General features: G+C 40.9%; 14 protein-coding genes and 2 pseudogenes. 7 read left to right on the top strand and 9 right to left on the bottom strand.

All coding sequences use genetic code 11. The annotated features are described in order from the left end of the window. Window positions 1–71 precede the first annotated feature (71 nt). The 3 genes from ACM0OT_RS16725 (at window position 72) to ACM0OT_RS16715 (ending at window position 2,174) form a co-directional block, all read left to right on the top strand. Window positions 72–1,169 (top strand): hypothetical protein, encoded by a 1,098-nt coding sequence (locus tag ACM0OT_RS16725; protein WP_414565549.1) that lies wholly within the window; start codon window positions 72–74, stop codon window positions 1,167–1,169. Window positions 1,170–1,417: 248 nt separating this feature from the next. Continuing rightward, complete coding sequence (locus ACM0OT_RS16720; RefSeq protein ID WP_414565548.1) at window positions 1,418–1,735, top strand: RNA recognition motif domain-containing protein; 318 nt, start codon at window positions 1,418–1,420, stop codon at window positions 1,733–1,735. 133 nt (window positions 1,736–1,868) lie between these two features. Continuing rightward, a complete protein-coding gene (locus ACM0OT_RS16715; RefSeq protein ID WP_414565547.1) occupies window positions 1,869–2,174 on the top strand; it encodes a P-II family nitrogen regulator in 306 nt (101 codons plus the stop codon). Window positions 2,175–2,310: 136 nt separating this feature from the next. On the opposite strand, the gene ACM0OT_RS16710 is transcribed toward ACM0OT_RS16715, so the two are convergent. The 6 genes from ACM0OT_RS16710 to ACM0OT_RS16685 form a co-directional block, all read right to left on the bottom strand. Then, a complete protein-coding gene (locus tag ACM0OT_RS16710; protein ID WP_414565546.1) occupies window positions 2,311–3,075 on the bottom strand; it encodes a hypothetical protein in 765 nt (254 codons plus the stop codon). Next, window positions 3,048–3,659 (bottom strand): 2-phosphoglycerate kinase, encoded by a 612-nt coding sequence (locus ACM0OT_RS16705; RefSeq protein ID WP_414565545.1) that lies wholly within the window; start codon window positions 3,657–3,659, stop codon window positions 3,048–3,050. Before ACM0OT_RS16705 ends, ACM0OT_RS16710 begins: the two co-directional genes overlap by 28 nt. Before the next feature lie 200 nt (window positions 3,660–3,859). Then, the gene (locus ACM0OT_RS16700) at window positions 3,860–4,117 is read right to left on the bottom strand and encodes a BrnA antitoxin family protein (RefSeq protein ID WP_414565544.1); all 258 of its coding nucleotides are present in this window, start codon (window positions 4,115–4,117) and stop codon (window positions 3,860–3,862) included. Between the two features lie 2 nt (window positions 4,118–4,119). Continuing rightward, window positions 4,120–4,371, bottom strand: coding sequence for a BrnT family toxin (locus ACM0OT_RS16695; RefSeq protein ID WP_414565543.1), 252 nt, complete (start codon window positions 4,369–4,371; stop codon window positions 4,120–4,122). Window positions 4,372–4,407: 36 nt separating this feature from the next. Beyond that, window positions 4,408–6,630 carry an FdhF/YdeP family oxidoreductase gene (locus ACM0OT_RS16690; protein ID WP_414565542.1) on the bottom strand — a complete coding sequence of 741 codons (2,223 nt, stop codon included), beginning with the start codon at window positions 6,628–6,630 and terminating at the stop codon, window positions 4,408–4,410. A gap of 150 nt (window positions 6,631–6,780) precedes the next feature. Continuing rightward, window positions 6,781–7,641 carry a metallophosphoesterase gene (locus ACM0OT_RS16685; RefSeq protein ID WP_414565540.1) on the bottom strand — a complete coding sequence of 287 codons (861 nt, stop codon included), beginning with the start codon at window positions 7,639–7,641 and terminating at the stop codon, window positions 6,781–6,783. Window positions 7,642–7,798: 157 nt separating this feature from the next. Here ACM0OT_RS16685 and der point away from each other — a divergent pair, with 157 nt between their 5' ends. Continuing rightward, a complete protein-coding gene (der, locus tag ACM0OT_RS16680; protein ID WP_414565644.1) occupies window positions 7,799–9,163 on the top strand; it encodes a ribosome biogenesis GTPase Der in 1,365 nt (454 codons plus the stop codon). Window positions 9,164–9,275: 112 nt separating this feature from the next. Here der and ACM0OT_RS16675 read toward each other — a convergent pair whose 3' ends face one another. Next, window positions 9,276–9,707, bottom strand: coding sequence for a nucleoside deaminase (locus ACM0OT_RS16675; RefSeq protein WP_414565538.1), 432 nt, complete (start codon window positions 9,705–9,707; stop codon window positions 9,276–9,278). Between the two features lie 150 nt (window positions 9,708–9,857). Between ACM0OT_RS16675 and mgtE the strand changes: the two genes are divergently transcribed. After that, window positions 9,858–11,228, top strand: coding sequence for a magnesium transporter (mgtE, locus tag ACM0OT_RS16670; RefSeq protein WP_414565536.1), 1,371 nt, complete (start codon window positions 9,858–9,860; stop codon window positions 11,226–11,228). Between the two features lie 465 nt (window positions 11,229–11,693). Beyond that, window positions 11,694–12,617 (top strand): nucleoside hydrolase, encoded by a 924-nt coding sequence (locus tag ACM0OT_RS16665; RefSeq protein WP_414565534.1) that lies wholly within the window; start codon window positions 11,694–11,696, stop codon window positions 12,615–12,617. Between the two features lie 30 nt (window positions 12,618–12,647). On the opposite strand, the pseudogene ACM0OT_RS16660 reads toward ACM0OT_RS16665, so the two are convergent. Further along, window positions 12,648–12,770 (bottom strand): annotated as a pseudogene (locus tag ACM0OT_RS16660) (glycoside hydrolase family 10 protein); the annotation flags it as partial. Between the two features lie 252 nt (window positions 12,771–13,022). Then, window positions 13,023–14,312, bottom strand: coding sequence for a Glu/Leu/Phe/Val family dehydrogenase (locus ACM0OT_RS16655; protein WP_414565532.1), 1,290 nt, complete (start codon window positions 14,310–14,312; stop codon window positions 13,023–13,025). Between the two features lie 337 nt (window positions 14,313–14,649). Between ACM0OT_RS16655 and ACM0OT_RS16650 the strand changes: the two are divergent. Continuing rightward, window positions 14,650–15,079, top strand: a pseudogene (locus ACM0OT_RS16650) (RNA-guided endonuclease TnpB family protein); the annotation flags it as partial.

The following is a 15,079-nucleotide window of genomic DNA, read 5'->3' as shown; positions in this document are numbered from 1 at the left end:
TAACTCACTCAAAAATCCTCTCCCACACTCTTACCTTTGCCCCTTTTGCGGTTAGTTAATTCTTAATCTTCATGCAGCATTTACACCAACTACTAGCAATAGAAAACTCAGAACTAGCCAAACTACTCAAATTTAGTCTACACGGACTAGAGGCTACCTTAAACCAGGCACGTACAGAACTACCACTAGATCCAGGGGCCGAAATATGCGACGAACTACTGCAAGAAATTCATAACTTACTGCAACCAAAACCCGATGATATTCCCGAAACAATCACCCTACCTAGTGAACTAAAACTTATACATCTGCGCGATGCTTTTAATGCTGACACCGAACTCAACTTATATTTAGGAAATTCGCCATTACAAAGCCAAACAGACGGCGAATTATGGAACGAAATTCACCGAAAATTGCTCCGCGTACCAGAAAATTTGGCAATAAATTGGCGACAAAAAGTATTAGACTTAGCCCAAGAAATTGGGGCTACAGCAGATAATGTGCATTTAGTTAAACTGCCTTTTAGTCGTGATGAAATTATCTACCCCGGATTAAATGGTACAGTCAAAGCCAAAGGCTTGTGCTTATCAGAAAAAGCCCTATTTAATTGTGGCATCGACCCCAATGCAGGCTCTCAAGAAGTGTACTTATTCGCCGGATTTGTCCACTTATTACTCACACTGATAGACATAGACCCAGAATTACATCATGCCTTAAAAAGCGTGTTTAGCTTCGATGTGATCAACTTACAATCCAAACCAGAACAGCGCACTCAATATATAGATACCTTAAGCGATCGCCTGCACCGCATCCAAAAAGCTGAGGAAAATCTTGACCTATTATTAACCCTACGAGCTGGCATTGACATAGATGAAGCCATACACTCATTAATATTTGTCCCCCCAGCTGAACGCTATTCTTGGTGGGGTAAGTTGCAACAAGAATCACGGCGCATCTTGAAAAAAATGGCACAAAAAGCCATTAGTGCAGGACATGACATACGGATTCGTCAATTGTCAGGAATTTATGCCGATATCTGCCCTTTATCCAAAGACGACCTCCAACTAGACTGCGGCGGGATTCCTGGAGAAGTTTTAACTTGTCTGCGGGTGTATACAAGAATTAATCAACAAGAGTCTCCGGGAAGAGTCATATTTCGCTCATTAAAATAAGTAAATACATTTAGGTAGTCAAAATTAATTCTTCAGTATACCGAGCTAGTTGCAATTGTTTATATGACTTTATATAACACTTTTGCCATTTCCTCCCTAAAAGTTATTTGCTATGCAATGATGGGTAGTGAGAGTTAGATCGGTTAACAGCATTTGTTTTTAGTATTGACAGCTTTTGCGTTTTTGGTATTTACAAATTTTTCTCCGAAATCTAAATCTCTACATATTTACAATTTCGGAGACAATCTATGTCAGTTTACGTAGGCAATCTTTCTTACGACGTTACAGAAGAGACACTTAATGCTGTGTTTGCAGAATATGGTTCTGTTAAGCGCGTTCAGCTACCTACCGACCGTGAAACAGGACGTTTACGCGGCTTTGGTTTCGTAGAAATGGGTACAGATGATGAAGAAACAGCTGCCATTGATGCCCTAAATGGTGCAGAGTGGATGGGTCGTGATCTTAAAGTCAATAAGGCTAAACCCAGAGAAGAAAGAGGTTCCTTTGGTGGTGGCGGTGGTGGTGGTAACCGCGGTGGATACGGCGGCTCACGCAACCGCTACTAAGCTTAATAAATTGAGCTATTTGAGCTAATTTATTGATCTAGTAAATTCATTTTATTTTGCAGTGGCTCAGGCAAAAATGCTTGAGCCTTTTTGATATTTAGATTAATCAAAACTTACTTTTTTGGAGTTATCTATGACAGACTTATCCTTTCCTGTAGAATCTGCTGTCCTCATCACTATCATTTGTGAAACAGTACTCAAAGACCGGATTGTTAAATTATTAAAAAACCACGATGTCAGCGGTTATACCATTAGTCAAGTACAAGGTGAGGGCGGACATGGAAGACGCTTGTCAGATTTAGCAGGTTACAACACCAACATTGAAATTAAGATTATTGTTTCACTAGAATTATCTGATACTATCTTTTTATCAGTGAAAGAGGAGCAGGGTAATCACGCTTTAATTGCCTACCGCCACAATGTAGAAGCTTTCTTTTAATGAGTAATTGCTGCTGACTTGTAGACAAAATTAGCGATATCTAGGGGCAAACTTGCTAAACAACTTATTATTGTTCATTAGAATTACCTAAATTTTCTTTTTGCGTCACTGAGTCCATAGTTGTTACGCCGCATATCTACCTATACCTGAGTGAAAAGCGTCGTACTTCATTAGCAGCTTCTTTGCGTAAATTCATTGGTTCAAGCCCAGCTAACTCTTGCCAGACAACATTAATAGGCATTAACATACCCTGATTAACACCAATTAAAGGATATTCACAACCTGGATAATCTTCTCTAACAACCCAATTACCTTTTACTCTACGCCGCATAACCTCTCCCACATATGCGACTAAATTGTCATACAACTCAGCTGGAATTTTTTCCAGTTCATAATCTTCAGCTTTACTAGATAAAATATCTAAACTTTTGTAAGAAAAGTCTAGCTGATCGTTAGCAATATCTAAACATATTGTCAATTCATTGATTAATTCATCAATATGATTAACAAGCTGCACTTTATGTTTTGAATAATATCGCCAATGAGCTACAGAATTACCACGACCATTAGCATAGTCTTCTCTTACTTTCTGTGTCCATTGAATCATGCGTAAGAAATATTCTTTGGAATAAATATCACCTTTGCCAGGAATTGAGATTTCTTGGGGATCAAAAACAAATAAAAATCTATCATTTGATAGCTCATAAACTAAAGGTTGATTTTTGTATCCATTACTATAAGTCTCCTCAAAACACTTTGTAAATTCTTGATGCAGCTTACCCTCAGATTCTACTAATTCTTGAACCTGCTTTTTTGTAAGTCGTTTTGGATTGAGAGATTTTTTCTTGCCCATTTTTAGAACAAATATAGATTCTAATAATAACTTAAAGTTGATAAACACAAGCTCATCAATTCATCGGTATTGGATACATTTTCTACATTTAAGCTTAATAATCCAAGTTGATTGATGTCATCAATTATTCGCTGATTGTATAAGCAGTTCCGTTCCCAGAACTTGTCGATCAACATTTTTTCGTATGGGGATTTTGTTTCATATTGACTTGCAGTATAAATTCTTCGCCTTAAAAAATCGTTGCAAGCCGTCAGCCAAATGCTAGAAATGTTGTCAAAGTTGAGAGTAATCACCAACTCAGGCAATAAAGCTGAACCTTCCATTACCATTTTTTTAGATGACGCATCGGTGGTATGAGAAGTAACAATATTTTCAATAAGCGGCCAGACATTTTTTTTGTAATGATGAAAAACGTCCTCAATTAGTTCATCGGCTGACAGTAATTGATAATGTTCAGCTACGTGTTGAGGGATATCCTTTGATTTTATTTGCCAAGGACGTCCAGGATGACGAGCTAATTTGTCTGTGGAACAGTCATTCCATCTAAAATGAGATGCTAGAGACTGAGCAAGTGTTGATTTGCCAACATGGGATGAGCCGCCAATGAGAAGAAGTTTTTGTTCATCACGCATATGCTTTTATATACTTTTATGTATCTCTGAGCAGCATTTTTTATCCTTATATTTTGTGATTTGGTGTTATGAAATTAATCCGAAATGCCAAATTTCTCTGCCTGATACCCCTATTTCGTTGCACTTTATTTCTATGGCGATTACCTATAAATCTTGGTACATTAATGTTTTACTATTCTTCAGCATAACCTACTTAATTATTACTGCTCAATCCGCTCGAGTTCTTCGCGAACGACTCTGCGTAATATTTCCTCCAAAGGCTCACGACTTTGCTGAATATACTCTAGCAAGGCTGCATTAATTAAAGTTTGGTAGTTTCCTCCACCTGCTAAATTAACTTGCTCACGAAACCACGTTAGAATTTCGTCATCTAACCGAATTGTAATGCGAGTTTTTCCAGGTAGTGTTGGGTCGATGGCCCCTCGTTTACCTTGACTAAAATCATATTCTGCTTCCATAATTATCCCTCTTCATATTGCTGTTGTTCGTGCCGAGTTGCTTTGCGGGCAGAAATCAGCCGTATCTCATCGTTCCGTAGGGTGTAGACAATCACTAAAACCCTACCAAATGCATCAATACCGATTGTGACAAACCGTTCGTCTGGAATGGTAATTGCCAGATCATCTGAGAAAACAGATACTGCATCAGCAAACTCAATACCATGCTTGCGAATATTAGCTTTTGCCTTATCCCTATTCCATTGGTAAGCCATCTCAATTATAGTGTGTACACCTGTACATACTACCAATCACTCTGAATAAACAAAAACTGGTACTCTTTTATAAGCAGGCGTACCAGAATGCGGGTCAATATTGGCGTGAAAAATTACATTAACTTCGGGATAAAACATCATCGCCGCACCAGCACGAATATCTCCGCAAATAATTTCTATATTTTCTAACTTACCTGCATCGCCTTGAACTGTTACCCGTTGATGTTCTCGAAAATTAGCTTTTTCTACATCTTGATGATTCATTAAAAGACAATGACGATGCGGCATTCCTCGATAATAATCTCCATCTTTATACACAACTGTATTATGTTGTGAATAACTTCTAGCTGTACCTAAAATTAAAACAATACCTGGTGTATCTTCATTGATACCAAAATATGTTTTATCGGGTAAATTTAAATTTGGTAAAGCAGTAACAAACATCTTCGCTTTACCTGTAGGTGTAGCAAATTTCGGTTCATCAAAAATTCTGCCAGCAATCGTAAATTCTTCCCCAGTATTATCAATATTGGCAATCTTTTCATAACCAGGAATTGTCTGACTAATCAATTCCCGCACATACTTTGTATCTTGCAACTTTCGCCAATTTATCGGAGAATCACCTAAAACTCGATGGGCAAATTCTACAATTAATTCAACTTCAGAAATCAACTCAGCATCTTGTAAATGAGTTTTTCCTCCATCATTCAACCGCACAAAATTATTCCCCGATTCTGTGGTAGTTTTGTGAGGATTTTCAAAACGAGTAAATACAGGCAGAATAATTGTATTTTGCTTGGCTAAACCGTGAAAATGTCCGAGATTGGGTTTAGTAGCAATGTAAAAAATAGTATCAATTTGTCCTAAAGCGCGTTTTGCTTGGTTTAAATCAGGGTTAGCTGCATATAGATTTCCCCCCAAACAAATCAACGTGTCTACTTTTCCCTGATCCGCAGCCGTAATTAAAGCCCTGGTATCATAGCCTGGAGTGCGACTTAAAGGACGTTGCAGCAGTTTTTCTAAAGCTTGCTGAATTTCTTGTTTCAAGTTGATGGTAACACCCATCGAACCAAATCCTTGGACGTTGGAGTGTCCGCGAATTGGCATAGTTCCTGCACCGGGTTTGCCAACATTTCCCGTCAACAGAGCAGTATTGGCAATACTATGAATATTATCCACACCATTTGCTTGCTGAGTGACTCCCATTGCCCAAGCAAACACCACACCTGTAGATGTCCCAATTATCCTGGCGGCGGCGTGAATTTCTTCTAGGGAAATCCCGCAAGTTGCAGTGATGACTTCCCAAGAAGTAGTTTGGGCGTGTTGAATAATTGCTTCCCAGTTTTCGGTATGTGATCGCAGAAAATCTGGTTTAATTAAATTTTCCTCAATTAACGCTTTTTGCATACCCACAAATAAAGCCACATCACTACCGGGAATTGTTTGCAGATATAGCGAAGAAATTTCCGAACCACCAGCCAGCATGGATTTCATAGGATACGCTGGGGAAGCAAATCTGACTAAACCAACTTCTACAGTCGGGTTGACAACTATTACCTTCCCGCCCCGTTCCCGTAACTTAATCAATTCGTTCATTAACCGGGGATGATTGGCTGGGGCGTTAGAACCTATTAATACTACACAGTCGGCTTGTTTGAGACTTTCTAAACTCACCATCGAAGTCCCAGAACCAAACATCTGCTTTAATCCCACCGTCGAAGCTGCATGACACAAATCCGAACAATCAGCTAAGTTATTAGAATCAAGCGATCGCATCATCAACTGTAACAAAAATGCCGCTTCGTTCGATGATCTGCCAGAACTATAAGAAGCGATTTTTTCTGGTGGTTTTTTCAATGCTGTCTCAGCAATTTGATACACGTCATCCCAAGAAATCCGTTCATAACGGGAACCACCAGCCCGTAAAATCACAGGATGACTCAACCTACCTAAATTATTTGCCGACTGAGAACTTAATTCCTGCAACTTTGCCAGAGTATACTGCTGTTCAAAATAAGTCGCGTCTTGTAATTCCGAGGCGATCGCTTCTACACTCTTAGCACAGCGTTGTAACACTTCACCATCTTCATTGACAAAACCCCCTTTTTGTCCACCAGTCCCCCAGGCGCAAGAAAGACAAGCACTTTTATGCCATAATTTCTGCCAAACCTGGACACCATTTGCAGATATGGTCTTTTCTGCCCAATACTTAATTACAGGTATTCCTCCGCCTACATCTGGTGTTTTGTCAGTACTCATAACTTTACCTAGAAACAATAAAAGCTTGTAGTGAGGACTTTAGTCCTCAAAAAAACACTAAAGCCCCTCACCATTCGCCATATTTCCTGCAAAAACGCTCGTGGTAAGCGCAGCTACGCCCGCCAGGGCTTTAGTCACCCAGTATAACTACTACAAAGCAGGCGCTACCAAAGTAAATACCGTAATTTCAGGTCTAGCAAATAACCGTATATGCATTCCTGTCATACCTAAACCACGGTTAGTGTACAACTGCATATTACCCACCTGATAACTTCCTAAATAATACTTTTTACCCCAAGGGGGCAAAATCGGCGGTTTCAAAACAGGTAAACGCACCTGGCCACCGTGAGAATGTCCTGATAATTGCAAATCAAATCGCCCCGTAGTCGCACTAGTGTTAGCAAAATCCGGTTCATGTGCCAATAATACCGCTGCACCTTGTTGAGGTAACTGCTTTAATACCAAATCTAAACGGGCTTTACCCATACCCACATCATCTACACCTGCAATATTTAACAGCGCTTTTCCACGTTTTAAGGTGTAAACTTCATTACATAAGTGGACTATCCCATTTTGTTCTAGAACCCGGACAAGCGCCTGCACGTTGTTTTCATGGTCGTGATTACCTAACGTTGCTACAGTGGCATCTTTAGGGGCTAATCCACTCAAAGTAGAACCCAAGGAAAGAATTAACTGCGGCGAATCACGAGTCATTAAATCACCTGTAATTGCTACCAAATCTGGTGATTGCTGATTGACTAAACGCACAACACGCCGTAATCGCTGGGGATTCATCCATTTATCTCGGTGAATATCGCTAATTTGGACAATGCGATAACCATTAAATTCCGCAGCCAGATGAGGTAAAGTTAATTGCAAAGAATTGATCTCAATCCAATTGGGTTCAATCAACTTGGCGTATAATAAAGTGCAACAGCCTAACAGCAAGCACCATCTGCAACATCGAAAAGCTAAACGACTGGCTTTTTTTAGCCACTTACGATTGATCAAGGCACAAACTCCTTCGACGTGACTGCCAGGTTCTCCGTTATGCTATTTCTTTAAATTTGGCAGTGAATCAGTATGGGATCGGAAAAATTAAATAAAGAATTAAAGTCGCTAAAATAGAGAGACATGATATACTGTGTCTCTCACTCACCCTGGTTTTATGGGACTGCCAATTGTTGCTATTATCGGACGCCCGAATGTGGGCAAATCAACCCTGGTTAATCGCCTCGCCGGGGAACAAACGGCGATTGTCCACGATGAACCGGGTGTAACGCGCGATCGCACTTACATGCCAGCTTACTGGTGCGATCGGGAATTTCTCGTGGTCGATACAGGTGGCTTAGTATTTGACGACGATACCGAATTTTTGCCCCTGATTCGCCAACAGGCCTTAACGGCACTCAAAGAAGCCAGCGCTGCTATTTTTGTTGTCGATGGTCAAACAGGCCCTAATGCGGCTGATCAAGAAATTGCCACATGGTTACGCCAACAGCCTGTTCCCGTCTTACTGGCGGTGAATAAATGTGAATCTCCCGAACAAGGTGCAATTCAATCTTCTGAATTTTGGGTATTGGGATTAGGTGAACCTTTCCCCATCTCCGCCATTCATGGCAGTGGTACTGGTGAACTACTCGACGAGTTAATTAATCACATCCCCATTGTCACAGAAATACCGGAAACTAACGAAATTAAAGTTGCCATTGTCGGCCGCCCCAATGTCGGTAAATCCAGTCTCTTAAATGCTTTCGTTGGCGAAGAGCGGGCAATTGTCAGCCCAATTTCTGGCACCACCCGTGATGCCATTGATACCGTCATAGAACGCAATAAGCAAATTTACCGCTTAATTGACACCGCCGGTATTCGTAGAAAGAAACAAATAGATTACGGTACAGAATTTTTTAGCATTAACCGTGCCTTCAAAGCTATTCGCCGCGCCGATGTAGTGTTATTGGTTATAGATGCCCTAGACGGCGTTACCGACCAAGACCAAAAATTAGCCGGGCGGATTATCGATGAAGGTCGAGCTTGTATTATCGTCGTCAATAAATGGGATGCTGTTGAGAAAGACTCTTACACCATCTACGACTACGAAAAAACTTTAGAATCCCGGTTACACTTTACCGAATGGGCAGAAACCATCTTTGTCAGTGCCTCCACCGGTAAACGGGTAGAAAAGATTTTAGAATTGGTGAATCAAGCTGCTGAGTCACATAAACGCCGTGTCAGCACATCTGTAGTCAACGAAGTCCTCACAGACGCAGTGAGTTGGCATTCACCGCCAGCGTCGCGGGGTGGTCGTCAGGGCAAAATTTATTATGGTACTCAAGTAGGTATCCAACCACCAACCATCGCCCTATTCGTCAACGAAGCCAAACGCTTCAATGATAACTACCGCCGCTACATTGAAAGGCAATTCCGCCAACAATTAGGATTTAAAGGCACACCCATGCGTTTACTCTGGCGCAGTAAAAAAGTCAGGGATATGGAAGTTGGTAGTGTAAATAGAGCGACTCGCGTTAAATAAATAACAATCATATACTGATGATGCAGATCCCCGACTTTTTAAAGAAGTTGGGGATTTTGGTATTTGGCACTCTTGAGAAATTTTCTTGTTTTCTATGCCTTTGTAATAATTATTACTTACCAATATCTTCATTCCAAAGTTCGGGATTAGTTTCAATAAATTCACTCATCATTTGTTCGCATTCATCCAGATTTAGATCAATTACTTCCACTCCGTGGGATACCATAAATTCTTTAGCACCGGGAAAAGTTCTCGATTCGCCGGCGATGACTTTTTTAATGCCAAATTGCACTACTGCTCCAGCGCACAAATAGCACGGCATTAAGGTTGAATATAAGGTTGTACCTCTATAGCTACCAACTCTCCCAGCGTTGCGGAGACAATCTATTTCGGCGTGGGTGACAGGATCATCGTCTTGTACACGCTTGTTGTGTCCTTTCCCGATGATTTTGCCATCCTTGACAAGAATAGAACCGATGGGAATGCCACCTTCTTTTCTACCTTGTTTTGCTTGGGCGATCGCAGCTTCCATAAATTCATCCATTTGTTAATTCTCCTAATAGTGGCTTTTACCTTCTTATCTTTAACCCGAACTCAGGTTATACTAAAAAGCCTAGCTTGTCATCTGACAATCATATTTGTTATTTATACTGACTCAGCAAATTGCCTGAGAAAATATTACTTGAAATCAGCCATGCAAAGCAGATCTCGACAAGAACTACAAGAGTTAGTACGAGAACAGTTGCAAGTACTACTAGAACAGGAAAACTTTCAAGGTGCTAAAGCTTTGTTAGTTCCTGTCCAGTTTGCGGATATTGCCGAAGCAATTGAAGGTTTGCCAGAGGCTATGCAAGCGATCGCTTTTCGGTTGCTGTCTAAAGAAGAAGCAATTGAAGTCTTTGAATACCTCAATCCAAGTGTGCAACAGACACTACTTGAAGATTTTAAGCGTCAGGATGTGCAAGATATCGTTGATCGCATGTCACCTGATGATCGCGCTCGCCTGTTTGATGAACTACCCGCCAAAGTTGTCCGGCGACTATTACAACAACTCAGTCCTGCGGAACGGGATGCAACTGCCCTGCTTTTAGGCTACACACCTAATACGGCTGGGCGAATTATGACTCCTGAGTATTTGTCGCTCAAAGAAAATGTCACGGTAGCACAAGCACTAGAACAGATTCGTTCCCTGGCTAACTTGAGAGAAACTATCTACTACATGTATGTTACTGATGATGCTAGTCGCTTAACTGGAATTTTATCGCTCCGCGATTTAATTGTGGCTCAACCAAACCAAACTATTGGTAGCATCATGACCTGTGAAGTGGTATTTGTGAATACTGGTACTGACCAAGAAGAAGTTGCTCGGACAATTCAGCACTACGATTTTGTGGCAATTCCTGTGGTAGATACAGAACAACGTCTAGTGGGCATTGTCACAGTGGATGATGTCCTTGATATTTTAGAGCAAGAAACCACTGAAGACATCTATACTTTGGGTGGGCTTGAATCTGGTGGAGATAATTATTTTCAAACTAACTTATTTACCGTTGCCCGTAAGCGTGTCGTGTGGTTGCTGATTTTATTGGTTACTAATAGTGCTACGGCTGCGGTGATTACTAATCAAGAGGATATTTTAGAAAAAGTAGTTGCTTTAACTGCCTTTATACCCTTGTTGATTGATACAGGCGGAAATGTGGGAGCGCAGTCTTCAACCGTCGTGATTAGAGGCTTAAATACAGAAGAAGTCCGTCCTAAAGAGGCTTTAGGCATCGTGAAACGAGAAGCGATCGCAGGCATCTTGTTAGGAACAATGTTAGGTATTGTAGTAGTTGTGTGGGCATTCTCCTTACAAGGAAATTGGTTAGTGGCGATCGCTGTTGGTATTAGTCTTTTTTCTATATGCATCTTAGCCTCAGTATCCGGTTCCGCCTTACCATTTCTGTTTCGCTCTTTAGGCTTAGATCCCGCTTTAATGTCGGCTCCGTTTATTACCACTGCTGTTGATGTGTTAGGAGTTTTGATTTATCTGAATGTAGCAAGATGGATTTTAAGTTTTTCATAAAACTGACTAATTTTAAAAAATCCCTCTTACAAAACTTTACATCGTGATAAATTTTGCGCGTATCTTGTCTTTACCCCGTTTAAATTAATATCAATAATAGAAGTCAAGCAAAATCAGGAACCTGTTCATTTTACGCCTACGCTACTTTATATGAATTAACAAAAGGTAAACGGATAACGCTTGCAGTTAGAGGAGTACGTTGGCTTGATACAAATGTGGCGATTATAACTTACTTATTATCCGAGCTAAATACCCTTAAAAGTGAAATAAAAACCCTCTATTTAGATAGAGAGTTTTTTAGTGTTCCTGTTATCAGATGGCTACAAGCATTGGATATTCCCTTTATAATGCCAGCGATTAGGAGGGGTAAAAGAAGAGGTATTAATAGTTAAGCAAAAAATGTATCTTTGATTACAAAATCTTAGCGTTTGCTCTTTTGAAAAAAAACTTTGCGATTTACTGAATATGTCAAAACAACTTGTATTCATGGATCATGATGGCGGTGTAGATGATTATTTAGCAACTATGCTGCTGTTGACGATGGATCATATAGAACTTCTTGGTGTCGTCGTCACCCCAGCCGACTGCTACATTCAACCAGCCGTCAATGCTACACGTAAAATTATCGATTTGATGGGATTTTCTCACATCCCGGTGGCAGAAAGCACTGTGCGCGGAATTAATCCTTTTCCCCGTCTTTATCGTCGTGATTCATTTATTGTTGACCATCTACCAATTCTCAATCAAAGGGAAACGATTAACACACCTTTGGTAGCAGAATCAGGTCAAGATTTCATGATAAAAGTTTTACGCGCAGCACCACAACCAGTCACACTGATGGTGACAGGGCCATTAACAACGGTAGCAATAGCCCTAGATCAAGCACCAGATATTGAAGCAAAGATAGAAAAAATTGTCTGGATGGGAGGGGCGTTGAATGTCCCTGGTAATGTGGAAAAGAGTTTAGAAGCCGGACAAGACGGTTCCGCCGAATGGAACGTTTATTGGGATGCAATTTCCGCAGCGCGAGTTTGGCAAACCCAAATTAAAATTATTATGTGTCCTTTGGATTTAACTAACAATGTGCCAGTGACATCAGAGTTAGTGCAAAAAATGGGAAAACAACGCCACTACCCCGTCTCTGATTTAGCCGGACAATGTTATGCCCTAGTGATTCCCCAAGATTATTATTTCTGGGATGTCTTGGCAACTGCATACTTAGGACATCCAGAATTTTATCAACTACGCGAATGGGAAACAGAAATTATTACTACTGGCATTAGTCAGGGACGGACTAAGGTAGTCGCTGGGGAACGGAAAGTTTATGCGATGGATAAAGTAGATAAAAATGCTTTTTATGATTACATCTTAAAGCAATGGGCGCGTTAATTTTTTGATTTTGGTGTGAAATTTCTTTTAAAAAGCAACCTGAGTAGATTTAAAAAAATTAGCAACTTCGGGAATCTCTACATCCAGAACATAATGTTCAATATCAGAGTAAGTTCTATCCACACCAGGAACAACCCAGCGGCGAGCGATCGCGAATATCTCGACTACTTTTCTGACTAAACCACCACCCACCAAATCCTAAAAACAGCATAATTACTGAAAGAGGAATATTCGCGCATCCACACCCATTGGGCTTTTTTTCTGTTGCGACATAGTAATATGGTGTCTGGTTGTCAATGCTGTTATAACATCAAAGACAACCAACACTAATACGAATGTGCTTTCTAAAACATAGGAAGTAGGGAACAAGGGGACGTAGTTTGCCCAATGCCCAATGATTAATAATTACGGATAAAGACCTCTATCAGCTAAAGCCTGAGCAACTCTACCTACACCCAGAGTATAGGCTGCTAATCGTAGAGGAATTTGTCTGATCTGCGATTGCTCAATCACCTTGTGATAAGCCTGCACCATTAAATGTTCCATTTCCCGATTGACACGTTCTTCATCCCAAAATAGATAAGAAAGACCCTGCACCCATTCCAAATAACTAACGACAACACCGCCAGCATTAGCCAAGATGTCTGGTAATACTGTCACGCCATGCGATTCGAGGTATTGATTAGCTTCTAAAGTAATAGGCCCATTAGCTGCTTCTGCGATAATTTGCGCCTGTACTTGACTCACGTTATCCTTAGTGATTTGATTTTCCAAAGCTGCTGGTATCAAGACATCACAAGGCAAAGTTAGTAAGTCTGCATTACTAATAGGTTCTGCTTGGGGAAAACCCACAACACTTTTACGATTTGTCGCAGCGTAGGCTTTCAATGCGGGAATATCAATACCATCTTCAGCAAAAATACCTCCTGCACCTGTGGAGACAGCGATAATTTTAGCCCCTAATTCATATAACAATTGGGCGGCTGCACCTCCTACATTGCCGAAACCCTGAATAACTACTCGCGTTCCCTCTACAGATTTACCTTGATTTTTCAGTGCTTCACGGACAACAATCATGACACCTCGTCCGGTGGCCATTTCTCGTCCTAGAGAACCACCAACAGAAATCGGTTTACCTGTGACAACTCCGGGGACAGCATGACCAACGTTGACAGAATAAGTATCCATCATCCAAGCCATTTCACGGGCAGAAGTACCCATGTCTGGTGCGGGAATATCTACGGAAGGGCCAATGTCTTTAATTAATTCACTGGTATAGCGGCGGGTAATTCTTTCTAGTTCGCCGATACTATAACTTTTCGGGTCTATGGCTATGCCTCCCTTAGCACCGCCGTAAGGTATACCTAATAAGGCACACTTCCAAGTCATCAGCATGGCCAAAGCTGATACTTCCCGCAATGACACAGCCGGATGGTAACGGATTCCTCCTTTATAGGGGCCTAAGATATCAGAATGCTGTACCCGATGACCAGCCAAAACCTGAACTTCCCCATTATCTAGTTTCACAGGAATGGAAACCGTTACCACTTTGCGGGGATGACTGAGAATTTCCAATACACCGGAATCTAGCTTTAATTCTTTACCTGCCGCATCCAAGTAACTACAAGCTTGATCAAACGGGCAAATATGCGCTGGAGTAGCAGCTTCCAGCGGTCGCAGAGGTGTTGCAACCATAAAATTTTTCTCCTAATCGCGGTATCTTCGCGCACCGGATATGTATATGCCTAATATGCCTAGCTTATCTCGGTTTTCTTAAAAAGGTAGATTTTTGTAGTTTTTGTTACATTTTTATCTAATCAAGCTAGAAGACTCCCGTTACAATGCACCAGCATTTAGCGGGAGACGGCAGTTGCTCATGGGGGAAACCCCCAAGACCGCACTGCCTCATGAATAGCGGTTAAAAACGAAACACCCTGTTAGAAGATATTTTGTGACACGAAATGATTCTAGCAGGGTAGTTGAGTTTTTGACAAAACAATGATACTCTAATTAACAGTAACCAGACAAAAGAATGATAGTTTACGAAGCAAAAGCAGAAACAACAAAAGAGCAGTCACTTAAGGTAAATGAAGCCTTAAGGACTGCTCTTTTTGTTAGAAATTCTTGCTTACGCTACTGGATAGATGGTCATGCAAAAACTGGTTACGACTTGAATAAATATACCAAGGTTCTGGCTGACAATCCTGAATTTCCGTGGGTAGAAAAACTTAACTCAACGGCAAGACAGGCAATGGCAGAAAGAACATGGTCAGCGATATCAAGGTTCTTTAGTAATTGCAAAAAGAAGATACCAGGAAAGAAAGGATTCCCCAGATTTAGACGAATCCAAACTAGGCTATCCGTAGAGTATAAACAAAGTGGTTGGTCACTATCAGCGTGTCGCCAGTACATTACATTCACAGATGGATTTGAAATTGGAAAACTCAAACTCAGGGGAACCC

The organism is Anabaena sp. CCY 9613, from assembly GCF_963920895.1.
GTDB lineage: Bacteria > Cyanobacteriota > Cyanobacteriia > Cyanobacteriales > Nostocaceae > Cyanocohniella.
The sequence above is the reverse complement of the archived record's forward strand: the minus strand, read 5'-3'. Positions and strand labels throughout refer to the sequence as shown.